This is a genomic window from Citrobacter sp. Cpo103, from assembly GCF_030332605.1.
In the GTDB taxonomy this organism is placed as follows: domain Bacteria; phylum Pseudomonadota; class Gammaproteobacteria; order Enterobacterales; family Enterobacteriaceae; genus Citrobacter; species Citrobacter portucalensis.
The window spans coordinates 160149-182812 of the sequence record NZ_JAOWHO010000021.1; the positions used below are offsets into that span (position 1 = coordinate 160149).

Genomic DNA, 22664 nt, shown 5'->3' on the forward strand with positions numbered 1-22664 from the left:
CTTACTTAAAACTGCAGCCTACTAAAATAAACATTAAATGCGTTAATGCTCAAGATCATTCCCGTCATGAGTTAAGATAACATTACTTCAACAATTTGATTCGCGATACATGGCCTTAACGACACCACGCATCACGCCAACTAAAAAAATAGCCATCAGGTCCATCGGTGAGGCACTACCTCGTGCACATTATCATCGCTGCCCTGAATGTGACCTGATATTTAGCTTGCCTAAAATGCGTTCGCACCAAAGTGCCTTTTGCCCACGCTGCCAGGCAAAAATTCGTGACGGACGCGACTGGTCGTTAACGCGACTGGCGGCAATGGCTTTCACCATGTTGCTGCTGATGCCCTTTGCCTGGGGAGAGCCACTTCTGCACATCTATTTATTAGGCGTGCGCATTGATGCCAATGTGATGCAAGGCATCTGGCAAATGACCCGACAAGGTGACCCCCTTACCGCCTCCTTCGTGCTTTTTTGCGTCGCTGGTGCGCCGCTAATTCTTGTGACTTCAATCGCTTATCTGTGGTTTGGTAATATTCTCGGGATGAACCTGCGCCCGGTGCTGCTGATGCTGGAAAGGCTCAAAGAGTGGGTGATGCTCGATATTTACCTGGTGGGTATCGGTGTCGCATCAATCAAGGTTCAGGACTATGCTTTTTTGCAGCCTGGCGTGGGGCTGTTTGCTTTTATTGCGCTGGTGATCCTCAGTATTTTGACGCTGTCGCATCTTAACGTTGAACAGCTTTGGGACCGTTTCTACCCGCAAAGACCGGCTCGTCGGCCCGATGATAAGCTCCGCGTCTGCCTTGGCTGCCATTTTACAGGTTATCCGGACGCCCGCGGTCGCTGCCCCCGCTGCCATATTCCGTTGCGCTGGCGCAGAAATCAAAGTATCCAAAAGTGTTGGGCGGCTCTGCTGGCCTCGATTGTCCTGCTTTTACCCGCTAACCTGCTGCCCATCTCGGTAATTTATGTCAACGGCGGCCGGCAGGAAGACACAATCCTGTCAGGCATAATGTCTTTGGCAAACAGTAATGTCGGCGTAGCGGCGATCGTGTTTATCGCCAGTATATTAGTGCCATTTACCAAAGTGATTGTGATGTTTACGTTGCTATTCAGCATCCACTTTAATTGTGAACAAGGGTTGCGCACCCGTATAAAACTACTGCGTATGGTGACCTGGATTGGCCGCTGGTCGATGCTGGATCTCTTTGTTATCGCGTTAACCATGTCGCTGATAAATCGCGATCAGATACTTGCTTTTACTATGGGACCGGCTGCGTTTTATTTCGGCGCAGCGGTAATATTGACTATTCTTGCTGTGGAATGGCTGGACAGCCGCTTACTTTGGGATGCACATGAGTCAGGAAACGCCCGCTTCGCAGACTGAAGCGCAGATTAAAACAAAACGCCGTATCTCCCCTTTCTGGCTGCTGCCGTTCATCGCGCTGATGATCGCAGGATGGCTTATCTGGGGAAGCTATGAAGATCGTGGCAATACCGTGACCATTGACTTTATGTCTGCGGACGGCATTGTGCCAGGCCGTACTCCCGTTCGCTATCAGGGCGTTGAAGTGGGCACGGTGCAGGATATCAACCTCAGCAAAGATCTACGCAAAATTGAAGTCCGCGTCAGCATCAAATCGAGCATGAAAGATGCTCTGCGCAAAGATACCCAGTTCTGGCTGGTCACGCCGAAGGCGTCGCTGGCTGGGGTTTCTGGTCTGGATGCGTTGGTTGGCGGCAATTATATCGGCATGATGCCCGGTACTGGCGAGGCAGAGGATCATTTCGTCGCCCTCGACACCCAGCCCAAGTATCGTCTGGATAATGGCGATTTAATGCTGCATCTGCGCGCCCCTGATCTCGGATCGCTTAATAGCGGTTCACTGGTTTATTTCCGTAAGATTCCGGTGGGCAGGGTCTATGACTACACCATCAACCCGAACCATCAGGGCGTAACCATCGATGTATTGATTGAACGTCGCTTCACCAATCTGGTGAAAAAAGGCAGCCGCTTCTGGAACGTCTCCGGTGTAAATGCGGATGTCAGCCTTAGCGGTGCGAAGGTAAAACTGGAGAGTCTGGCGGCGCTGGTCAACGGTGCCATTGCTTTTGATTCACCCGAAGACTCAAAACCTGCTGCGGCAGACGACACGTTTGGTCTATATCAGGATCTCGCGCATAGCCAGCGCGGAGTAATCGTCAAGCTTGATTTACCCAGCGGAGATGGACTCAAAGCAGGCTCAACATCGCTGATGTATCAAGGATTAGAAGTCGGTCAGCTCACAAAACTGGATTTAAACCCAGGCGGTAAAGTCACCGGCGAAATGACGGTCGATCCCAGCGTCGTAACGCTACTGCGTGACAACACACGAATTGAGTTACACAGCCCTAAATTATCGTTAAGCGATGTGAATCTCAGTTCGCTGCTGACAGGTAAAACTTTCGAGCTGGTACCTGGCGAAGGCGAGCCGCGTAACCAGTTTGTCGTTATCCCCGCTGAGAAGTCGTTGTTACACGACCCAGGCGTCATGACGTTTACGCTGACAGCGCCGGAGAGTTACGGTATTGATGCTGGCCAGCCGCTAATTCTTCACGGCGTACAGGTCGGTCAGGTGATTGAGCGTACGCTTTCCAGCAAAGGCGTCTCATTTACCGTTGCTGTTGAACCACAGCATCGTGACCTGGTGCAGGGTGACAGTAAGTTCGTGGTGAACAGCCGCGTGGATGTCAAAGTTGGACTTGATGGCGTGGAGTTCCTTGGCGCCAGCGCCAGTGAGTGGCTCAGCGGCGGCATTCGTATTTTGCCCGGAACCAAGGGCGAAATGAAAAAAAGCTACCCGCTTTACGCTAACCTAGAGAAAGCCATTGAAAACAGCCTGAGCGATCTGCCAACCACTACGGTCAGCCTGAGCGCCGAAACGCTACCTGATGTGCAGGCCGGTTCGGTGGTGCTATACCGCAAATTCGAGGTCGGTGAAGTGATTAGCGTTCGTCCTCGCGCCGATGCGTTTGATATCGATCTGCATATCAAACCGGAATATCGCAACCTGTTGACCAGCAACAGCGTGTTCTGGGCCGAAGGCGGAGCAAAAGTTCAGCTTAACGGCAGCGGATTAACCGTACAGGCATCTCCCCTTTCACGCGCGCTTAAAGGGGCGATCAGCTTCGATAATTTAAGCGGTGCCAGCGCCAGCCAACGCAAAGGTGACAAGCGTATTCTGTATGCTTCGGAAACCGCCGCGCGTGCGGTCGGCGGCCAGATAACGCTGCATGCGTTCGATGCCGGTAAACTCGCTGCAGGCATGCCGATTCGCTACCTGGGAATCGATATCGGCCAGATCCAAACGCTTGAGCTGATCACCGCCCGTAACGAAGTTCAGGCAAAAGCGGTTCTGTACCCGGAATACGTGCAGACCTTTGCGCGAAGCGGTACCCGTTTCTCTGTGATCACCCCACAAATTTCGGCAGCGGGCGTGGAGCATCTGGATACAATCCTGCAGCCGTATATCAACGTTGAACCCGGACGCGGTAATCCGCGCCGTGATTTTGAGCTGCAGGAAGCCACCATTACCGACTCTCGTTACCTCGATGGTCTGAGTATTGTGGTTGAAGCACCAGAAGCAGGTTCGCTGAATATCGGAACCCCGGTGTTGTTCAGAGGTATTGAAGTGGGGACCGTCACCGGGCTGACGCTGGGCTCGCTTTCCGATCGTGTGATGGTTGCCATGCGCATTAGCCAACGCTATCAGCATCTGGTACGCAACAACTCCGTGTTCTGGCTGGCATCCGGCTACAATCTCGACTTCGGTTTGACCGGCGGTGTCGTGAAGACTGGTACCTTCAACCAGTTCATTCGCGGCGGCATCGCCTTCGCGACTCCACCAGGTACACCGCTGGCACCTAAAGCACAGGCAGGTAAACACTTCCTGTTGCTGGAAAGCGAACCGAAAGAGTGGCGTGAATGGGGCACCGCCCTGCCACGTTAATGTATCCACTGCTCCGGCGCGAGTACGTACGCCGGAGCAGTTATGCTACACTGCGCACCTGTTTTTTTGCCGGTGGTACCAAGTGGCTTATTTTCCCGACGCCTTTCTGACTCAAATGCGTGAAGCAATGCCTTCCACGCTCTCATTCGATGAATTTCTCGCTGCCTGTCAGCGCCCGTTGCGCCGCAGCATTCGCGTCAATACGCTGAAAATCTCCGTTGCCGATTTCCTCGCGCTGACAGCACCTTACAACTGGTCTCTCACTCCGGTTCCCTGGTGTGCTGAAGGTTTCTGGATCGAACGCGATGATGAAGAGTCAGTGCCGCTCGGCAGCACCGCAGAACATTTAAGCGGCCTGTTTTATATTCAGGAAGCCAGCTCAATGCTGCCAGTCGCCGCGCTGTTCGCCGAAGGCAATACCCCGGAACGCGTAATGGATGTTGCGGCAGCCCCCGGCTCCAAAACCACGCAAATTGCCGCAAAAATGAATAATCGAGGCGCCATTCTGGCGAATGAGTTTTCTGCCAGTCGCGTCAAAGTCCTGCATGCCAATGTCAGCCGTTGCGGGATAGCCAACGTCGCCCTGACCCATTTTGACGGACGCGTATTTGGCGCTGCGTTGCCGGAGTCATTTGATGCCATATTGCTCGACGCACCGTGTTCCGGTGAAGGCGTGGTGCGTAAAGACCCTGATGCGCTAAAAAACTGGTCTGTAGAAAGTAATCTGGAAATTGCCGCGACCCAGCGCGAATTACTCGACAGCGCCTTCCACGCCCTGCGTCCCGGTGGCACATTGGTTTACTCGACCTGTACGCTTAATCGTGACGAAAATGAAAATATCATGCAGTGGTTGATTGAGAGCTATCCTGATGCCGTCGAGTTTTTACCTCTGGGTGATTTATTTCCGCAGGCCGAACGCGCCCTGACGCCGGAAGGATTCCTGCATGTATTCCCGCAGATTTACGATTGCGAAGGTTTCTTCGTTGCGCGTTTGCGCAAAACAGCTGCAATCCCTGCACTACCTGCGCCGAAGTACAAAGTCGGAAACTTCCCGTTTAGCCCGCTTAAAGGACGCGAGTCCGCGCTTGTCACGCAAGCCGCGAGCGCTTGTGGACTGCAGTGGGAAGATAATTTGCGCCTGTGGCAGCGCGATAAAGAGATCTGGCTGTTCCCGACTGACATTGAACCTCTGATTGGCAAGGTTCGCTTTTCTCGACTCGGGATCAAACTGGCTGAAACCCACAACAAAGGGTATCGCTGGCAGCATGAGGCCGTTATCGCCCTCGCCGATCCGAACCACAGCCATGCATTCGAGCTGACCCTTGCCGAAGCGGAAGAGTGGTATCGCGGTAGAGATGTTTACCCGCAAACCGCACCGACGAGTGACGACGTACTGGTTACGTTCCAGCATCAGCCGATCGGTCTGGCAAAACGCATTGGATCGCGACTGAAGAATAGCTATCCGCGCGATCTTGTCCGGGATGGCAAACTCTTTACGGGATAACGCACGTTTTTACTGGCGCTTTTGCTAACGTTGACTACGCTGAAAAATGGACGGCCTAACTGGTCGTACCACAACCAGCAAATTAACGGAGAGCACGATGATGAAAACCAGTGTGCGCATTGGCGCTTTTGAAATCGACGACGCCGAGTTACATGGCGAATCGCCGGGGGACCGAACGTTAACCATTCCGTGTAAATCCGATCCAGATTTATGTATGCAACTGGATGCCTGGGATGCCGACACCAGCGTCCCGGCCCTGTTGAACGGAGAACATTCAGTACTATTTCGCGAACACTACGATCGTAAGTCAGATGCCTGGATCATGCGCCTTGCCTGATTCAAAAAGAACCCGTCGCCAGACGGGTTATTTCTTGGTTAATTTCCCTCACCTATCAACATCTTCTACACTACAGGTATGGCTTTACCATTTGAGGATGGAATGTTCACGCTGGTTCTTTTTGTGTGCTATCTGGATGGCGGTTGTGAAGATATCGTGGTTGATGTCTACAAAACTGAGCGGCAGTGCCTGATATCGATGGACGATCAACGTATTCGTAACGGGGGATGTTTACCTGCGGACGACTACATCGACAGTTTCTGGCACCCGGCCCAGGAATACAGCGATTTTTGATTATTGCAGTTGTACCAGCGTTAACTCGCCGCCGAATACAGCGCCGGTATCAATATAGTGTAGATTCTCGCGATCCAGCCGATGGCGCAACGGCGTGTGGCCAAACCAGAAGTGATCCGCGCCGCGAATCGCACAACCACTGTTCATCAGTCTCGAGCGGTCCCACAGCACGCGCTGTAAATCGATCTCTTTTAGCCACTGATAATCATCATCCGGGTAATCGGCATGAGCAATAACGTGTATACCGTTCTGACAATGCAGCTCCAGAATCCAGGGTAACTGCCAACACCCTTCAAGAGCAAATTTCGCTGCCGGTTGCTCCGCCTGCTCGAACCACGAGCCACCATTCATAAACCACATGAATTGATCCCCCGTCGCCTGCGCGTCCAGCGCCATCTGTTCATGGTTCCCCCTGACCGCGACAATCCAGCGTTTACGCAGTAGTTTCAGACAACGCAAACTGTCTGGTCCACGGTCGATAACATCCCCCACTGAAACCAGCAGATCCTGCCAGGGATCAAAACGGTACTGGCGCAGTTTAGCCATCAGCATCGAGAAGCATCCGTGGATATCCCCAACCACCCAGACGTGACGCCACTGCGTACCGTCGATTCGTTGATAGATATTGCCAGGTCGTCCCATGTCGCCTCCAGATTACAAGGGTACCTGATTATAATTTTAGCAATGATGGTAAAAAAGCCTGGACGATCGTGGGCAGGAGTATGGTATGGTTTATGGAGAATGCAGCATGCAATACGTCGTGTTTTGCCCTGGATGGCATCGCATTCGCTACATAAAAAGAGACCGAATACGATTCCTGTATTCGGTCCAGGGAAATGGCTCTTGGGAGAGAGCCGTGCGCTAAAAGTTGGCATTAATGCAGGCTAAGTTACCCTGCCATTTAAGAATAGATGACAGCGCCAGGTTTTCCAGTCCGCGGCTAAAGTGGCCGGAAAAAAAGGACGTTTGTTACGCATCCAAACGCAAAAACCGCAAGTTCTCCTGCGAGATCCTTGCGGTTTTTTATTGGAAATCAGAGCGCTACATCTGACAATTAACAGAGCTTTTCTGCACGCTCTACAAACGGTGCCAGGCTCATTTTTTCGCCCGGTTTCGCCGGATCATCAATCTGGATAATCTCTATCGGCTTTGCCGTGGTTTTTCCGCTCTCCACCTGCTGTCTGGCGACATCATTCAACGGGTATTGCACCAGCGTACTGGGATTGATGACATACAGCGCGTTACCTGGACGGCAGGTCAGCATCACCTCTTCCCGATTAAACGCCCACTTATCTTTGCCAACCTCAAAACGGCTGACGGTAATGACCTGCGGCGCAGCCAGCGCGGCTCCGGAGCTTGCCAGGAGTAATAAAGAGATAATGATTTTTTTCATGCGTTTCGCCAGTCCATCAATCAGAAAGGTTCGAGGGTTGCAAACAGGCTGACAATCGCCAGAACAACGGCTCCTATACCCCATTCCAGCTTGGTCATCCAAATAAAATAGAGAGTCATGCCGCGGTTATCCTGCCGCATGCGTGGTACCAGAACATACCGATTCACCAGCGCAATCGCCACCATTAGCATGACCAGGGCACCTTTTAACATAAGCAGTCGCCCGTAAGCCATGTGCCAGGGAACAGAAAAACCGACAATAAACAGCGCATTCATAATACCGGTTAGTAAAACACCGATAACGAAAAGATGTCCATAGCGTGAGAAGCGCATCATGGTACTGATGGCCTGTTCCCGCCAGCGACCTTGCGCCATTCGCATACAGTAAAGTACGGGCAGCAAACCGCCGAACCAGGCGGCTGCGCATACCAAATGTAAGGCGTGGTTAACCTGCTGGATTGCGCCAGGGATACCGCTGTGCAGCGTCGCATGTCCGACGCCAGCCAGCAAAATAAACTGCGCAATAGTCAGCATTAACAGTAGTCGCGGCATACTGCGCGGCACCATGATGGTCACCACCAGCGTGACCAACGCGAGGATAATCTGCCATAACCAGACGCCACCAAATTGCGTTTGCAACACGGCGAGCCAAACGTCAGTAGAGACAACATCCCGCCAGCCTGAGCCCATTAACCCACCCTGAATCGCCAGCATCAGCGTCGCGCTGATAAAGCTCCACGTCGCAGCATGCCGTTGCAGACGTAAAAAACGACGCATCATTAAACGACGAACCGAAACGGGAGCCAGCCATGCGCCGTAAAGCGCACAGCCAAACACCAGCATCAAAGCGGTAAAATGGATAAACCGTAGTGCAACCCAGGTAAATGCCAGCATTGGTTATTTCACGCTAAAGGTATATTGCCCCTTCGTCTTGTGACCATCCACGGAGACAACGTGCCAGTCGACCGTATATTTTCCTGCTTCAAGTGTTTGATCAAGCGGAACAATCAGCTGCGTTTTGTCCTGCTCACTGCGCGATGCCTTGCCCGTTTTGATCTGTTCTTTGTTAGGACCGGTCAGCGTTGCACCGCTGAATCCCGGCTCTACGCCTTCAGAAAAATTCAGCGTCAACGCCTGAGGAGATGCCGCAACTTCAGCGTTAGCCGCCGGACTTTGTTTTGTGAGGTGGGCATGCGCCAATGCCGCAGGTGTTGCCAGAACGCTGGCGAGTACGATGAGCGCGTTGCGAAGCATAGATGCAGATGAAGCCATTTCAACTATTCCTTTTTGTTATGTCTAACCTGTAGAGAATAACCTTCTACAATGGTCGAGTCGAGAATCATCATTTCTGTCTTGCCATTAACGCACACTCTTAGTAACTTTGCGCGCCGAAAGACAGAGAAAAGGAAAAGCCCATGAACATCAATCTGGCCAAACTTGAGCAAGCGGAAATGGATAAGGTCAATGTCGATCTGGCTGCGGCTGGAGTGGCATTTAAGGAGCGATACAATATGCCCGTTGTTGCAGAAGTTGTTGAACGCGAACAGCCAGAGCATTTACGCGACTGGTTCCGCGAAAGACTCATCGCGCACCGTCTGGCATCCGTTACGCTTTCACGTTTACCATACGAGCCTAAAGTTAAATAAAACTTATATTACGTTACGATTCCTTACATGACGCCTGCTACAGTATAAGCATATTCTTAATCCACACATTAAGGATGGTTGTAGACACTATGAAAAGGAAATCATTATGTCATACTGGAAAATCGCAGCAGCACAATACGAACCTCTTCACACCTCAGTTACCGAACATGTCGCGCATCACCTGCAATTCATTCATGCGGCAGCTCAATGCCAATGTGAATTGCTGGTCTTCCCTTCCCTCTCATTGCTGGGTTGTGTTGATGAGAATGACGCGCTTCCTGCCCCACCCGATGAAGCGCTGTTAGAACCTCTCGCACATGCCGCAGCGACTTATCGCATGACGATAATTGCGGGACTACCTGTAGAACATAACAACCGGTTCGTGAAAGGCATTGCGCTTTTCTCTCCCTGGATGACTTCGCCATTAACCTTCCATCAGAGCCACGGGGCCTGTATTGCCAGACAGCGAAATGCCATCAGCGTTGTAGATAGCCAACCGGAAGGCATTGATATCGACCCGGCTTTTTCGCTGTTCACCAGCTGCCAGTCAGTCAGTGAACCGGAACTGCTCTCCTCTACATCTCGCCTACAAAGTTTCTCACATAAATTCGCCATCGCGGTATTAATGGCCAATGCGCGGGGTAGCAGTGCGTTATGGGATGAACGAGGTCGATTGATTGTTCGCGCAGACAGCGGTTCGTTGCTGTTAACCGGCCAACGCACGCCACGGGGTTGGCAAGGTGATATCATTCCATTACGCTAGTCGTTTTGGGTCAGGAGCATGGCATGTTGCGCATAATAGATACAGAAACCTGTGGTCTACAGGGAGGCATTGTTGAAATTGCTTCTGTCGACGTGGTTGACGGAAAAATAGTCAACCCCATGAGCCACCTGGTACGCCCTGACCGCCCCATCAGCCCACAGGCGATGGCTATCCATCGCATTACTGAAGCAATGGTGGCCGATAAGCCATGGATTGAAGACGTCATCCCGCAGTATTACGGCAGCGAATGGTACGTGGCGCACAATGCCAGCTTTGACCGCCGCGTATTGCCCGATATGCCCGGGGAATGGATTTGCACCATGAAGCTCTCCCGTCGGTTGTGGCCGGGGATCAAATACAGCAACATGGCGTTGTATAAATCGCGCAAGCTGAGCGTCCAGACACCAGCGGGTCTCCACCATCACCGCGCCCTGTACGATTGCTACATCACTGCGGCACTGCTGATCGACATCATGCAGACGTCAGGCTGGACAGCCGATCAAATGGTCGATATTACCGGCCGTCCCGCCTTACTCACTACTTTCACTTTTGGTAAGTACCGCGGAAAACCGGTATCAGAAGTGGCTGAACGCGATCCGGGCTATCTACGTTGGTTATTTAATAACCTTGACAATATGAGCCCGGAACTACGATTAACGCTAAAACACTATTTGGATCACGCCTGAGCAGGCAGTGTTCCCTGCGCCAGTCCAATCAAAAACGCGTACTCAAGGGCCACGCCTTCGTAAGATTTAAAACGCCCGGATTTACCGCCGTGTCCGGAATCCATATCCGTGCAAAGTAGCAGCAAACGATCGTCCGTTTTCAGCTCACGCAGTTTTGCCACCCATTTTGCTGGTTCCCAGTATTGCACCTGGGAATCGTGTAATCCCGTCGTGACCAGCAGATGTGGGTATGCCTGCGCGGTTACATTGTCATACGGGCTGTAGCTTTTCATATAGGTGTAATACTCTTCGTCCTGCGGATTACCCCACTCTTCAAACTCACCGGTCGTCAGGGGAATTGATTCATCGAGCATAGTGGTTACCACATCGACAAACGGCACCTGAGCAATAACACCATGGAAGCGTTCCGGGCGTTCATTAATGGCGACGCCCATTAACATGCCTCCGGCGCTTCCGCCCATGCCATAACACAACTCAGGCGCGCCATAGCCCATTTTTAGCAGCGCATCACAGACGTCGAGGTAATCATTAAAAGTATTTTTCTTGTGCAGAAACTTACCGTCCTCGTACCACTGTTGTCCTAATTCACCACCACCACGCACATGGGCAATAGCATAAACAAAGCCGCGATCCAGTAAGCTCAAACGGCTGCTGCTGAAATCGGCATCCATGCTGGCGCCATATGAGCCATAGCCATAAACGAGTAACGGATTTTTTCCTTTCAGGAAATACTTTTGATGATAAACCAGCGAAACCGGAACCTCGGTGCCATCACGCGCAGTTATCCATAGGTGTTCGCTACGGTAATTCGCCGCATCAAATCCGGGGACCTCCGTCTGCTTAAGCACACGACGTTCCCCGGTGTCCATATCCAGTTCAAACAACGTGTCCGGGGTGGTCATGGAGGAATAACCATAGCGCAGGCGCGATGTCTCAGGCTCTGGATTATAGGCAAGCCAGGTCACATAAGCCGGATCGTCAAAGGCGATCCCGACCACTTCGCGCGTTTTACGATTAATCTGTCGTAGGCTGGTTAAGCCCCGCTGACGCTCTTCTACCACCAGCCAGTCAGTGAATAGCGTAAAGCCCTCCAGCATCACGTTGTCGCGCGCTGGGATCAGCGTCTCCCAGGCTTGCTCATCACGAACGCGGGTACGATACAGGCCGAAATTTTTCCCCTGACGGTTGGAGCGCAGATAAAAATTGTGTTGATAGTGATCGAGACTGTATTCATGGTCTTTGCGTCGCGCTAAAAAGACCAACGGTTCGGCATCCGCCAGTTCTGCGTCAAGCAGTAAAACCTCACTGGTGGTCGCACTGGCGATATGAATAACCACATAGTGTAGCGAGGTGGTTTTATGCAGGCTGACATAAAAAATATCATCGGCTTCTTCATACACCAGCTCATCCAATGACGATGGCGAGCCGACTGTATGTCGCCACACCTGATACGGCAATAACGTTGTTTCGTGCTTGCGCACGTAATAGAAAGTCTGAGAATCATTCGCCCAGACCAGATCCACTTCGACGTTTTCCAGCACTTCCGGATACCAGTTGCCGCTTTGCAAGTTGCGAAAACGCACGCCATATTGCCGGCGAGAGAGATAATCTTCCGCCAGCGCCATGATGGTGTTATCCGGAGATATCGCCAGTCCACCCAGCGTATAAAACTCGCTGTGTGCCGCGCGCTGGTTCCCATCCAATAGAGTATCCCAATCATCCCACTCTTCACTGAGGGCAGACTGACGCTGATAAATAGCATATTCGCACCCCGGTTCATAAATATGCCGGTAGCGATAACCATTCTTCACATAGGGGGCTGATGCATCCTGAGGCGGGATACGGTCGATAATCTCTTTCAGGACGCGATCCTGCAAAGCCTGCTGCGAGGCCATAACCTGGCGGCCATACGCATTTTCTTGTTGCAGATAATCCAGCACTTCTGGCTGCGAGCGGGTGTCATCTCGCAGCCAGTAGTAATTATCAACACGAGTATCGCCATGCTGCGTCATGGCGTGAGGAATACGAGAAGCTTTTGGTAGCATGTCATTGTTCTTTTGCTTAAACATCCTATAAGGGTGGCAAAAGACAGCAATGATGCAAGCGAAACATGCGCCTTAGCGGTAAGTAATTAACCCGGTAAAGCCTGTTTTTGTTCTTTGAGATCCTGTTCAATGCCTTCACGAACATCCTGCGGGATCTTCAACGCATCGCCCAGCGCATTGAGATAGCTACGCTCCATAAAGTGGTCGATATCAATCGCCGCACAGCTCAGGAAGTAAATTTCCAGTGCTTCTTCTTCGTTACGGATCCCTTGCGCCAGACGCTGAGGATCTAACGGTTGTTCAATAGCACGTTCAATCAGAACGCGGCCCTGCTCTTCCACGCCCGCTTCACGGAGCTGCTGTTCAATGGCCGCTCGTTCTTTGGCATCAATATGTCCATCGCTTTTCGCCGCAAAAACCAGCGCCAGGATCAGACGCTCGGTGCGCTCATCCAGCGGTGAACTTTGTGCGCCAAACTGCGGCTCATCCTGATGCGCAGCGCGAACCTTATCCTTGTATTTGTTCCATAACACGGTACCGGCAACCGCACCGCCGCCCACCAGAAGCGCGCTGGTGCCGTATTTGCTCAGCAATTTTCGTGAAGATTTGTTGGCAACCAGTAATCCTGCCAGACCGCCTAACGCGCCTGGAACCAGAAGTTTACTCAGCCCTTGCTCGCCAGAAGATGACGCGGAGGATCCTTTTTGCCCAAGAAGAGATTGTAGTTGATTCAGCCAATTAGCCATTTTGCCCCTCAAGTACAGACGAATAATCATCAAAGCGTACCCGAGGGGATGTCAGGAAGTGTTCAGGTCATCAAAAGATGTGCAAATACCTGCGTTACTGCGGCTGATACTCGGCCGTTCCGGCTTTGCAGTCGACTTTCACCAGGTAGTGAATATCTGCGCTTTTACCACGAACCGTCAGGGGAACTGACCATTTCCCGTCTTTGCCCGTAATATCGGGCGTGCTAACCCAGGCGACAGGGTCGGCTTGACCGACGCGTTTTTGATCGTCAGCCCAGCGCGCGATGCGATTTTGCTGATAGTCACGTTTCACGCTTGCCGCAATACCGTCAGCATCCAGTCCTTCGCACTTGGGGAACTGAACATTCTTGCTTTCCATATTTGCCGCAAATACCGATACGCTGGCAGACAATAACAGCAGGCTCAATAACGCTCTTTTTTTATACATTCTTTTCTCCTTAATCTCCCCTTCGTCCTTCAGGTTGCCTGCGGCAACGTGAAATAACGTCAGGAATTGCACAATGATTCAGGGAAAAGCATGGTACAAAACGTCAGGAGCGCAAGTCGTTTCAGGCAGCCTGAGTATCATCCTCAGCGTGCGCATCGTTTTCGACAGCCTGTGGCGAAGGCAGCTTGCCGTTTTTCAGAATGGCGCTCAGCACATCTTTTTGCTCAGCCAGCCACAAGGAAAGTGCTTCACGCTGCTCGTCTTCAAGCGCTACCGGCGATTGTTCCAGCCATGTGTCGAGCAGATCTGCTGTATCCAGCATTTTGTCATACGCATCGGCTTCCTTTTTGCTGGTAAACGACATTTTTTCCTCACCTTCCCGAATGACTACGTATTTAACTTCAACCGCCATTTTTGCAGCCTCTTAAATCACCTGTATTTATGTACAGTATATTCTTTTTAAGCCCTGAAATCAACCTGGTAATAAAGACAGACGCAAACGTTTTCGTATATACTGCGCCCAGATAAAACAGGGGATTAATTTATGACGTTATTAGGCACAGCGCTGCGTCCCGCAGCAACGCGAGTGATGTTATTAGGTTCAGGTGAACTGGGTAAAGAAGTGGCGATTGAATGCCAACGCCTGGGTGTGGAAGTCATTGCCGTGGATCGTTACCCCGACGCGCCAGCCATGCACGTTGCCCATCGCTCCTACGTAATTAACATGCTGGATGGCGAGGCATTACGCCAGCTTGTCGAGCGTGAAAAACCACATTACATCGTGCCGGAAATAGAGGCGATTGCCACGGATATGCTGGTCAAACTGGAACAGGAAGGTCAACACGTTGTGCCTTGCGCACGAGCGACCCAACTGACCATGAACCGGGAAGGAATCCGTCGTCTCGCCGCCGAAGAATTGTCTTTACCCACATCATCTTTCCGTTTTGCAGACACCGAAACACGCTTTCGTGAGGCCGTTGCCGAAATCGGCTATCCCTGCATTGTGAAGCCGGTCATGAGTTCTTCCGGCAAGGGGCAAAGCTTTATCCGTTCAGCCGATCAGCTCACCGAGGCGTGGAACTATGCTCAACAGGGAGGCCGGGCAGGTGCCGGTCGGGTTATCGTCGAAGGCGTAGTGAATTTTGATTTTGAAATCACCCTGCTAACCGTCAGCGCCGTTGATGGTGTGCATTTCTGCGCGCCGGTAGGTCATCGCCAGGAAGATGGCGATTATCGCGAGTCCTGGCAGCCGCAGCAGATGAGTGACCTGGCGCTGGCGCGCGCGCAGGAAATAGCCCGCAAGGTGGTACTGGCGCTGGGCGGTCACGGACTGTTTGGCGTGGAGCTGTTTGTCTGCGGTGATGAGGTGATTTTCAGCGAAGTCTCCCCTCGCCCTCACGACACGGGTATGGTGACCTTAATTTCGCAGGATCTGTCTGAGTTTGCCCTGCACGTACGTGCATTTCTCGGTCTGCCCGTTGGCGAAATCCGCCAGTATGGACCTTCTGCTTCCGCCGTTATTCTGCCGCAACTTACCAGCCAGAATATCACATTTGATAACGTACAAGCCGCTGTAGGTGCGGGTATGCAAGTGCGTTTCTTTGGCAAGCCGGAAATCGACGGGAGCCGTCGTCTGGGCGTTGTGCTGGCCACAGCACAGAGCATTGAAGATGCGGTGATATGCGCGAAAGACGCAGCCGCACAGGTGAAAGTCGCAGGATAAAAACCAGACCCGTAGGCCGGATAAAACATTGATGCCGTATCCGACCTACGGTTTACGCATTAACGGCTTACTGCTTCGCGCCTTCTACTGCTTCACGAGCCAGCTTGGTAATACGATCGTAATCACCCGCTTCCAGCGCATCCGCCGGAACCAGCCACGAACCACCGATGCACAGCACGCTTTTCAGTGCCAGGTAGTCACGGTAGTTCGCCGGAGAGATACCGCCGGTTGGGCAGAAACGCACCTGAGAGAACGGACCCGCAATTGCCTGCAGCGCTTTGGTACCGCCATTTGCTTCAGCAGGGAAGAATTTGAACTCTTTCAAACCGTAGTCCATACCCAGCATCAGTTCAGACACGGTGCTGATACCAGGGATCAGCGGAATAGTACCTTCCGTTGCGGCTTTCAGCAGCGGCTCGGTCAGACCCGGACTGATAGCAAACTGTGCACCGGCTTCGGTAACTTCAGCCAGCTGTTGTGGATTCAGTACAGTACCTGCACCAACGATAGCGTCCGGAACTTCTTTTGCGATCGCGCGAATGGCATCCATCGCACATGCTGTACGTAAGGTCACTTCCAGAACGCGCACGCCGCCTGCAACCAGCGCTTTTGCCATCGGCACTGCGTGTTCCAGTTTATTAACCACGATAACCGGTACAACCGGGCCAGTGGTCAGGATTGCTTCTGCACTTGTCTTCCAGTTTTTCATCAGAGTTTTCTCTCGCCTGATTACAAAATAAGTCTTAAAAAGTGATACAGGTTGCGCCCTGTTCCGCACCGGACAGCTTTTCACGCAACGCGCTGAACATTTCACGGCCTGTGCCCACGCGCGATGCGCTGAGGTCAGGAATGTGAGGCTGACGAGAAGCAAGTTCCTCTTCATCAACCAGCAGCGTCAATTCACCTGTCTGTCCATTCACACGAATGATGTCGCCATCGCGTACTTTTGCCAGCAGCCCGCCATCGTAGGCTTCTGGGGTTACATGGATTGCTGAAGGCACTTTACCTGAAGCACCTGAAAGTCGTCCATCGGTAACTAACGCAATTTTGAAACAACGGTCCAATAATACACCAAGTGGCGGCATGAGTTTATGTAATTCTGGCATTCCGTTTGCTTTTGGTCCCTGATGGCGCACAACGACTACGCAATCACGGTCGAGCAGTCCCGCATCGAAGGCCGGCAATACATCATGCTGACTTTCAAAAACAACCGCGGGCGCTTCAATTACCTGATTTTCTACCGGAACCGCCGACGTTTTCATCACCGCACGTCCGAGGTTACCGCTCAGCACTTTGGTACCGCCGTGGTGGGAGAATGGCTGATCGATGGTAGCAATCACATTGCTGTCCAGCGACTTCGCTGCCCCTTCGCGCCAGTCCAGTTCACCCTCGTTGAGCCAGGGTTCCATGGTGTAACGCGACAAACCAAACCCAGCAACGGTGTTCACATCTTCATGCAGCAGACCCGCATTCAGCAGTTCGCGCATTAACACCGGCACGCCACCCGCTGCCTGGAAGTGGTTAATATCTGCCGGACCATTCGGATACAGACGCGCCATCAACGGCACGATATCGGACAGATCGGAGAAGTCGTCCCAGTTAATCAGAATCCCGGCTGCGCGCGCCATCGCAACCAGGTGCATTGTATGGTTGGTTGACCCCCCGGTCGCCAGCAGCGCGACAATACCGTTCACCACTACTTTTTCATCGATCATTTTACCGATCGGCATCCATTCATTGCCGTTACCGGTCAGACGCGTTACCTGACGAGCAGCCGCGGCGGTCAACGCTTCGCGCAGCGGGGCATCCGGGTGTACGAATGAGGACCCTGGCAGTTGCATCCCCATAAACTCCACCACCATCTGGTTGGTGTTTGCCGTACCATAGAACGTACAGGTCCCCGGTGCGTGATAAGACGCCGCTTCGGATTCAAGCAGCGCCATGCGATCGACTTTGCCTTCAGCATACAACTGACGGATACGCACTTTTTCTTTGTTCGCCAGACCACTCGCCATCGGGCCGGAGGGAATAAAGATCGAAGGCAGATGACCAAATGACAGTGCCGCCATCACCAGACCCGGGACAATTTTGTCGCACACGCCAAGGAATAACGCGCCGTCGAACATATTGTGTGAGAGGCCGACAGCAGCCGACATCGCAATCACTTCGCGACTCAGTAACGAAAGCTCCATCCCATCCTGTCCCTGGGTCACACCGTCGCACATCGCAGGAACACCGCCAGCGACCTGGCCTACCGCATTGGCTTCATGCAGCGCTTTACGAATGATGTCCGGATAATGTTCGTACGGCTGATGCGCGGAAAGCATGTCGTTATAGGAGGTAATGATCGCGATATTGTTACGCAGCATGCTTTTCAGCGAGGCCTTGTCATCTGGCTGGCAGGCAGCAAAACCATGCGCCAGGTTACCGCACGCCAGTTGTGAACGATGAACGGTAGTCGATTTCGCTTGTTCAATACGGGCAAGGTAGGCGGAACGCGTGTCGCGAGAACGTTCGACAATACGTTTTGTTACGCGTAACAAATTCGGATTCATAGAGGCTCCTAAAATTTATCTGTCAGAGCGTTGGATCAACAATGTGTTTCAGTTGGGTTAAAAGCAGCTGAATCGCTTGTTAGCCGTAGCTCAGGGGCAAAATCGTTTCAGGCAGTGTAATAAAAAAAGCCCCGCGGGTGAATCCACGCGGAGCTTAAAAGTGCAAAAATTATTCTACAATCTGTGTTAGATCATGTTACCGGTAAAATAACACCTATGGGCTAGATGATATTTTACTCGAATTCGTTCCAGGAACGACCATCACGGGTAATCATGGCCACAGAGGCAACCGGTCCCCAGGTCCCGGCCTGATACGGTTTAGGTGCGTCGTTGTCCATTGCCCAGGCTTCAGTAATAGAATCGACCCACTTCCATGCTTCTTCAACTTCATCTCGACGCACAAACAGCGCCTGAATGCCGCGCATCGTTTCAAGCAGCAGGCGCTCATAAGCGTCGGCCAGATGCGTTTGGTTGAAGGTTTCGGAGTAGCTCAGATCAAGTTTGGTAATTTGCAGGTTATGCTTGTGATCCAGCCCCGGCACTTTGTTCAGTACCTGGATATCGACACCTTCATCAGGCTGCAAACGGATAGTCAGCTTGTTCTGCGGCAGGTCCTGCCAGGATTCTCTGAACAGGTTCAGCTCAGGCGTTTTGAAGTAAACCACCACTTCAGAGCATTTGGTCGGTAAACGCTTACCGGTACGCAGGTAGAACGGTACGCCCGCCCAGCGCCAGTTATCGATATCCACACGGATCGCCACAAACGTTTCCGTGTTGCTGCTCTTATTCGCACCTTCTTCTTCCAGGTATCCCGGAACTTTTTTGCCCTGGGCAAAACCGGCGGTGTACTGACCACGAACTGTCTTTTCACGTACGTTCGAACGATCGATACGACGCAGTGATTTCAGTACTTTCACTTTTTCATCACGGATGCTGTCGGCGCTCAGATCGGACGGCGGAGACATCGCGATCATGCACAGGATCTGCAGCAGGTGGTTCTGGATCATGTCGCGCATTTGACCGGCCTGGTCAAAGTAGCCCCAGCGCCCTTCAATGCCCACTTCTTCCGCCACGGTAATTTCTACGTGGTCGATAGTGCGGTTATCCCAGTTATTCACAAACAGGGAGTTGGCAAAACGCAGTGCCAACAGGTTCAGTACCGTCTCTTTGCCGAGATAGTGGTCGATGCGGTAAACCTGGCACTCTTCGAAATACTCGCCAACCTGATCGTTGATTTCACGGGATGTTGCCAGTGATGTACCCAGCGGTTTTTCCATCACCACGCGGGCAGGCTTAGCATTCAGCTTTGCTTCACCCAGACCTTTGCAGATCGCGCCAAAGGTGCTAGGCGGCATTGCAAAATAGTTGATGGTGGTACGCGATTTTTGATCCAGCATTTTGCCCAGACGCTTAAACGCGGCGGTGTCGTTGACGTCCAGGTTACAAAACTCAAGACGACCGCTGAGGGTTTCCCACAAACTTTCATCAATTTTTTCTTTCATGAAGGTTTCGAGCGCTTCGCGCACAACCTTGGTATAGGCTGCTTTGTCCCAGTCGGCACGCCCAACCCCAATGATGCGGGTATCCGGGTTAATCTGGCCGGCCTTTTCCAGTTGATACAGGGAAGGCAGCAATTTCCGTCGCGCCAGGTCGCCCTTCGCGCCGAAAATGACCAGATCACATGCCTGGGCTGTTTGCGTTACCGCCATGTCATTCTCCTCAATTAAGTGCCTGGTGCTTTTGCCAGACACTGGTTGTAATTTTATTACAGTGCACTGTACTGCTTTTACGTGAATCCGGAAACCGTAAACGCTTATCCAGCCGTGCTGTTACCGCGAACAGCCGCTTTATTGGCGTATAACCCATCAAAATGGATAAAAAAGTCGTCTTTTTCGTACCCATGAAGAAGTATGAAAATCCGACTCCGATCATGTAATGAAAAAAAACAACAACTATTTTGTCCATTTTGCCCCGTTGCTGCACTAGCAGGGGTACTATCTACCAGAGTTACCACTCGATTTCCCCTTATCGTTGAAATCGTTTTTGCCCATGACCCATGAGTCTACCTACATCATGAATATGCTGGAAAAAATCCAGTTAAAACTGGAACATTTGAGCAAGTCAGAGCGTAAAGTCGCCGACATTATTCTTGCCTCTCCCGAGCAGGCAATTCACTCAAGCATCGCTGCGCTTGCTGTAGAAGCCAACGTCAGCGAACCGACGGTGAACCGTTTCTGTCGTAGCATGGATACGCGCGGCTTCCCTGATTTTAAACTGCATCTGGCACAAAGTCTGGCAAATGGTACCCCTTATGTTAATCGCAATGTGGATGAGGATGACAGCGTAGAATCTTATACGGGGAAAATCTTCGAATCGGCGATGGCAAGCCTTGACCACGTTCGTCAGTCGCTGGATAACACAGCGGTAAACCGGGCGGTAGATTTGTTAACCCAGGCGAAGAAAATCGCCTTCTTTGGTTTAGGTTCTTCCGCCGCGGTCGCGCACGACGCGATGAACAAATTTTTCCGCTTTAACGTACCGGTAATCTATTCCGACGACATTGTCCTGCAACGGATGAGTTGTATGAATTGTAGCGACGACGACGTCATTGTGCTTATTTCTCATACCGGAAGAACCAAAAGTCTGGTTGAACTGGCGCAGTTAGCAAGGGAAAACGACGCTATGGTTATCGCCCTCACCTCTCCCGGCACGCCACTGGCGCGTGAAGCCACGCTGGCTATTACCCTCGATGTACCGGAAGATACTGACATTTATATGCCCATGGTCTCTCGACTTGCTCAACTGACCGTGATAGATGTGCTGGCTACAGGATTTACTTTGCGCCGAGGGGCAAAATTTAGAGATAACTTGAAGCGTGTCAAGGAAGCGCTCAAGGAATCGCGTTTTGATAAAGAATTACTCATCAAGAGTGATGACCGCTAAAAGCAATAACAATGTTCTACCCTTTTATCATCCGGGTCGTTCATTTTACCGTTAATGTTTGAGAACGACCGGATTAATGTTCACGCAACACCTAGTTGTTTCAGTCAACGGAGTATTACATGTCCAGAAGGCTTCGCAGAACCAAAATCGTTACCACGTTAGGCCCGGCAACTGACCGCGATAACAACCTTGAGAAGATTATCGCCGCGGGTGCGAACGTCGTACGTATGAACTTTTCCCACGGCTCTCCAGAAGATCACAAACTGCGGGCGGATAAGGTCCGTGAAATTGCCGCAAAACTGGGACGTCATGTAGCTATTTTGGGTGACCTGCAGGGACCTAAAATCCGCGTATCTACCTTTAAAGAAGGTAAAGTTTTTCTTAATGTTGGCGACAAGTTCCTGTTAGACGCCAACCTCGGTAAAGGCGAAGGCGACAAAGAAAAAGTCGGCATTGATTATAAGGGACTGCCTGCAGACGTCGTGCCTGGCGATATCCTGCTGCTCGACGACGGTCGCGTACAGCTTAAAGTGCTGGAAGTTCAGGGCATGAAAGTCTTCACCGAAGTCACTGTCGGTGGCCCGCTGTCCAATAACAAGGGCATCAACAAACTGGGCGGCGGTCTCTCTGCTGAAGCCCTCACCGAAAAAGACAAAGCCGACATCATTACCGCAGCGCAAATCAGCGTTGACTATTTGGCTGTATCCTTCCCGCGCTGCGGCGAAGATCTAAACTATGCCCGCCGTCTGGCGCGCGACGCCGGTTGCGATGCGAAAATTGTCGCCAAGGTAGAACGTGCAGAAGCCGTCTGCGACCAGAATGCGATGGATGACATCATCCTGGCTTCTGACGTAGTGATGGTAGCCCGTGGCGACTTGGGTGTTGAAATCGGTGACCCTGAGCTGGTAGGTATTCAGAAAGCGTTGATTCGCCGTGCGCGTCAGCTGAACCGTGCGGTCATCACCGCCACACAGATGATGGAGTCGATGATCACCAACCCAATGCCGACTCGTGCGGAAGTGATGGACGTGGCTAACGCCGTCCTCGACGGTACCGATGCCGTGATGCTCTCTGCCGAAACAGCAGCAGGTCAGTACCCGGCGGAAACCGTCACGGCAATGGCGCGCGTTTGCCTGGGTGCAGAGAAGATCCCAAGCATCAACGTCTCTAAACACCGCCTTGACGTGCAGTTTGATAACGTTGAAGAAGCGATTGCGATGTCAGCGATGTACGCTGCTAACCACCTGAAAGGGGTCACCGCTATTATCGCTATGACGGAGTCTGGTCGTACTGCGCTGATGACTTCTCGTATCAGTTCCGGTCTGCCAATTTTCGCGATGTCTCGTCATGAACGTACGCTGAATCTGACCTCTCTGTATCGCGGTGTCACCCCGGTTCACTTTGACAGCGAAACAGATGGCGTCGTTGCCGCCAATGAAGCAGTGAACCTGCTGCGCGATAAAGGCTATCTGGTTTCCGGCGATCTGGTGATTGTGACACAGGGCGATGTGATGAGCACTATTGGCTCAACTAACACCACGCGTATTCTGACCGTCGAGTAACGCCAGCGTTTGATGTAAAAAAGCC

The 22664-nt window shown here is 52.0% G+C and carries 22 protein-coding genes; 11 read left to right on the forward strand and 11 right to left on the reverse strand.

Translation table 11 applies throughout. The features are described 5' to 3' along the window. Nucleotides 1–109 precede the first annotated feature (109 nt). The 5 genes from yebS to OGX89_RS04985 all read left to right on the forward strand — a co-directional run bounded on the left by yebS (nucleotide 110) and on the right by OGX89_RS04985 (nucleotide 6130). The gene (yebS, locus tag OGX89_RS04965) at nucleotides 110–1393 is read left to right on the forward strand and encodes a membrane integrity lipid transport subunit YebS (RefSeq protein WP_003833783.1); all 1284 of its coding nucleotides are present in this window, start codon (nucleotides 110–112) and stop codon (nucleotides 1391–1393) included. Then, on the forward strand, nucleotides 1362–3995 hold the full coding sequence (locus tag OGX89_RS04970) for a PqiB family protein (protein ID WP_063940870.1): 2634 nt from the start codon (nucleotides 1362–1364) through the stop codon (nucleotides 3993–3995). Before yebS ends, OGX89_RS04970 begins: the two co-directional genes overlap by 32 nt. An 82-nt stretch (nucleotides 3996–4077) precedes the next feature. Then, complete coding sequence (gene rsmF / locus OGX89_RS04975) at nucleotides 4078–5499, forward strand: 16S rRNA (cytosine(1407)-C(5))-methyltransferase RsmF (RefSeq protein WP_257681113.1); 1422 nt, start codon at nucleotides 4078–4080, stop codon at nucleotides 5497–5499. A gap of 100 nt (nucleotides 5500–5599) precedes the next feature. Then, complete coding sequence (locus OGX89_RS04980) at nucleotides 5600–5836, forward strand: YebV family protein (protein ID WP_029139506.1); 237 nt, start codon at nucleotides 5600–5602, stop codon at nucleotides 5834–5836. A 102-nt stretch (nucleotides 5837–5938) separates the two neighbouring features. Further along, nucleotides 5939–6130 carry a YdfD/YebW family protein gene (locus tag OGX89_RS04985; RefSeq protein WP_003833789.1) on the forward strand — a complete coding sequence of 64 codons (192 nt, stop codon included), beginning with the start codon at nucleotides 5939–5941 and terminating at the stop codon, nucleotides 6128–6130. Here the strand turns inward: OGX89_RS04985 and pphA are convergent, their stop codons facing one another. The 4 genes from pphA to yobA form a co-directional block, all read right to left on the reverse strand. Further along, a complete protein-coding gene (pphA, locus tag OGX89_RS04990) occupies nucleotides 6131–6772 on the reverse strand; it encodes a protein-serine/threonine phosphatase (RefSeq protein ID WP_126957314.1) in 642 nt (213 codons plus the stop codon). Between the two features lie 412 nt (nucleotides 6773–7184). Next, nucleotides 7185–7523, reverse strand: a complete 339-nt coding sequence (locus OGX89_RS04995) for a YebY family protein (protein ID WP_003833793.1) — start codon at nucleotides 7521–7523, stop codon at nucleotides 7185–7187. 20 nt (nucleotides 7524–7543) lie between these two features. Beyond that, nucleotides 7544–8416, reverse strand: a complete 873-nt coding sequence (gene copD / locus OGX89_RS05000; protein WP_003833795.1) for a copper homeostasis membrane protein CopD — start codon at nucleotides 8414–8416, stop codon at nucleotides 7544–7546. Nucleotides 8417–8419: 3 nt separating this feature from the next. Further along, complete coding sequence (gene yobA, locus OGX89_RS05005; protein WP_003833799.1) at nucleotides 8420–8794, reverse strand: CopC domain-containing protein YobA; 375 nt, start codon at nucleotides 8792–8794, stop codon at nucleotides 8420–8422. Between the two features lie 143 nt (nucleotides 8795–8937). On the opposite strand from yobA, the gene OGX89_RS05010 reads away from it, so the two are divergent. The 3 genes from OGX89_RS05010 (at nucleotide 8938) to exoX (ending at nucleotide 10617) form a co-directional block, all read left to right on the forward strand. After that, nucleotides 8938–9168, forward strand: coding sequence for a DNA polymerase III subunit theta (locus tag OGX89_RS05010; RefSeq protein ID WP_003833800.1), 231 nt, complete (start codon nucleotides 8938–8940; stop codon nucleotides 9166–9168). A 106-nt stretch (nucleotides 9169–9274) separates the two neighbouring features. After that, nucleotides 9275–9931 (forward strand): carbon-nitrogen hydrolase family protein, encoded by a 657-nt coding sequence (locus tag OGX89_RS05015; RefSeq protein ID WP_003833801.1) that lies wholly within the window; start codon nucleotides 9275–9277, stop codon nucleotides 9929–9931. A gap of 23 nt (nucleotides 9932–9954) precedes the next feature. Then, nucleotides 9955–10617, forward strand: coding sequence for an exodeoxyribonuclease X (gene exoX, locus OGX89_RS05020; RefSeq protein ID WP_003833802.1), 663 nt, complete (start codon nucleotides 9955–9957; stop codon nucleotides 10615–10617). Here the strand turns inward: exoX and ptrB are convergent. From ptrB to yebG, 4 genes are all read right to left on the reverse strand, one after another. Then, nucleotides 10608–12662 (reverse strand): oligopeptidase B, encoded by a 2055-nt coding sequence (gene ptrB / locus OGX89_RS05025; protein WP_185879306.1) that lies wholly within the window; start codon nucleotides 12660–12662, stop codon nucleotides 10608–10610. The two genes, exoX and ptrB, sit on opposite strands and share 10 nt — an antisense overlap. Before the next feature lie 86 nt (nucleotides 12663–12748). Then, the gene (locus OGX89_RS05030) at nucleotides 12749–13408 is read right to left on the reverse strand and encodes a tellurite resistance TerB family protein (protein WP_003833804.1); all 660 of its coding nucleotides are present in this window, start codon (nucleotides 13406–13408) and stop codon (nucleotides 12749–12751) included. 94 nt (nucleotides 13409–13502) lie between these two features. Next, nucleotides 13503–13856, reverse strand: a complete 354-nt coding sequence (gene yebF / locus OGX89_RS05035; protein WP_126957912.1) for a protein YebF — start codon at nucleotides 13854–13856, stop codon at nucleotides 13503–13505. Between the two features lie 121 nt (nucleotides 13857–13977). Next, nucleotides 13978–14268, reverse strand: a complete 291-nt coding sequence (yebG, locus tag OGX89_RS05040; protein WP_003833810.1) for a DNA damage-inducible protein YebG — start codon at nucleotides 14266–14268, stop codon at nucleotides 13978–13980. A gap of 132 nt (nucleotides 14269–14400) precedes the next feature. Here yebG and purT point away from each other — a divergent pair, with 132 nt between their 5' ends. Next, entirely contained in the window at nucleotides 14401–15579 is a 1179-nt protein-coding gene (gene purT / locus OGX89_RS05045; protein WP_126957910.1) for a formate-dependent phosphoribosylglycinamide formyltransferase, read from the forward strand. Nucleotides 15580–15646: 67 nt separating this feature from the next. On the opposite strand, the gene kdgA is transcribed toward purT, so the two are convergent. The 3 genes from kdgA to zwf form a co-directional block, all read right to left on the reverse strand. Beyond that, nucleotides 15647–16288: a bifunctional 4-hydroxy-2-oxoglutarate aldolase/2-dehydro-3-deoxy-phosphogluconate aldolase gene (kdgA, locus tag OGX89_RS05050; protein WP_003034901.1), complete on the reverse strand. Its 642-nt coding sequence runs from the start codon at nucleotides 16286–16288 to the stop codon at nucleotides 15647–15649. A gap of 34 nt (nucleotides 16289–16322) precedes the next feature. Next, complete coding sequence (edd, locus tag OGX89_RS05055; RefSeq protein WP_003833815.1) at nucleotides 16323–18134, reverse strand: phosphogluconate dehydratase; 1812 nt, start codon at nucleotides 18132–18134, stop codon at nucleotides 16323–16325. Between the two features lie 233 nt (nucleotides 18135–18367). Further along, on the reverse strand, nucleotides 18368–19843 hold the full coding sequence (gene zwf, locus OGX89_RS05060) for a glucose-6-phosphate dehydrogenase (RefSeq protein WP_003833817.1): 1476 nt from the start codon (nucleotides 19841–19843) through the stop codon (nucleotides 18368–18370). A 364-nt stretch (nucleotides 19844–20207) separates the two neighbouring features. On the opposite strand from zwf, the gene OGX89_RS05065 reads away from it, so the two are divergent. Both OGX89_RS05065 and pyk read left to right on the forward strand, forming a co-directional pair. Continuing rightward, a complete protein-coding gene (locus tag OGX89_RS05065) occupies nucleotides 20208–21077 on the forward strand; it encodes a MurR/RpiR family transcriptional regulator (protein ID WP_126957920.1) in 870 nt (289 codons plus the stop codon). Nucleotides 21078–21196: 119 nt separating this feature from the next. Then, entirely contained in the window at nucleotides 21197–22639 is a 1443-nt protein-coding gene (gene pyk / locus OGX89_RS05070; protein WP_003833821.1) for a pyruvate kinase, read from the forward strand. Nucleotides 22640–22664 lie beyond the last annotated feature (25 nt).

Bases quoted from the DNA above. Each gene is read 5' to 3' on its own strand.
- yebS (WP_003833783.1), top strand. From the start codon at position 110: ATGGCCTTAACGACACCACGCATCACGCCAACTAAAAAAATAGCCATC.
- kdgA (WP_003034901.1), bottom strand. From the start codon at position 16,288: ATGAAAAACTGGAAGACAAGTGCAGAAGCAATCCTGACCACTGGCCCG.
- ptrB (WP_185879306.1), bottom strand. From the start codon at position 12,662: ATGCTACCAAAAGCTTCTCGTATTCCTCACGCCATGACGCAGCATGGC.
- OGX89_RS04985 (WP_003833789.1), top strand. From the start codon at position 5,939: ATGTTCACGCTGGTTCTTTTTGTGTGCTATCTGGATGGCGGTTGTGAA.
- yobA (WP_003833799.1), bottom strand. From the start codon at position 8,794: ATGGCTTCATCTGCATCTATGCTTCGCAACGCGCTCATCGTACTCGCC.
- edd (WP_003833815.1), bottom strand. From the start codon at position 18,134: ATGAATCCGAATTTGTTACGCGTAACAAAACGTATTGTCGAACGTTCT.
- OGX89_RS05015 (WP_003833801.1), top strand. From the start codon at position 9,275: ATGTCATACTGGAAAATCGCAGCAGCACAATACGAACCTCTTCACACC.
- copD (WP_003833795.1), bottom strand. From the start codon at position 8,416: ATGCTGGCATTTACCTGGGTTGCACTACGGTTTATCCATTTTACCGCT.
- exoX (WP_003833802.1), top strand. From the start codon at position 9,955: ATGTTGCGCATAATAGATACAGAAACCTGTGGTCTACAGGGAGGCATT.
- OGX89_RS05065 (WP_126957920.1), top strand. From the start codon at position 20,208: ATGAATATGCTGGAAAAAATCCAGTTAAAACTGGAACATTTGAGCAAG.
- yebG (WP_003833810.1), bottom strand. From the start codon at position 14,268: ATGGCGGTTGAAGTTAAATACGTAGTCATTCGGGAAGGTGAGGAAAAA.
- OGX89_RS05030 (WP_003833804.1), bottom strand. From the start codon at position 13,408: ATGGCTAATTGGCTGAATCAACTACAATCTCTTCTTGGGCAAAAAGGA.
- OGX89_RS04970 (WP_063940870.1), top strand. From the start codon at position 1,362: ATGAGTCAGGAAACGCCCGCTTCGCAGACTGAAGCGCAGATTAAAACA.
- OGX89_RS04995 (WP_003833793.1), bottom strand. From the start codon at position 7,523: ATGAAAAAAATCATTATCTCTTTATTACTCCTGGCAAGCTCCGGAGCC.
- OGX89_RS04980 (WP_029139506.1), top strand. From the start codon at position 5,600: ATGAAAACCAGTGTGCGCATTGGCGCTTTTGAAATCGACGACGCCGAG.
- yebF (WP_126957912.1), bottom strand. From the start codon at position 13,856: ATGTATAAAAAAAGAGCGTTATTGAGCCTGCTGTTATTGTCTGCCAGC.
- pphA (WP_126957314.1), bottom strand. From the start codon at position 6,772: ATGGGACGACCTGGCAATATCTATCAACGAATCGACGGTACGCAGTGG.
- OGX89_RS05010 (WP_003833800.1), top strand. From the start codon at position 8,938: ATGAACATCAATCTGGCCAAACTTGAGCAAGCGGAAATGGATAAGGTC.
- zwf (WP_003833817.1), bottom strand. From the start codon at position 19,843: ATGGCGGTAACGCAAACAGCCCAGGCATGTGATCTGGTCATTTTCGGC.
- pyk (WP_003833821.1), top strand. From the start codon at position 21,197: ATGTCCAGAAGGCTTCGCAGAACCAAAATCGTTACCACGTTAGGCCCG.
- purT (WP_126957910.1), top strand. From the start codon at position 14,401: ATGACGTTATTAGGCACAGCGCTGCGTCCCGCAGCAACGCGAGTGATG.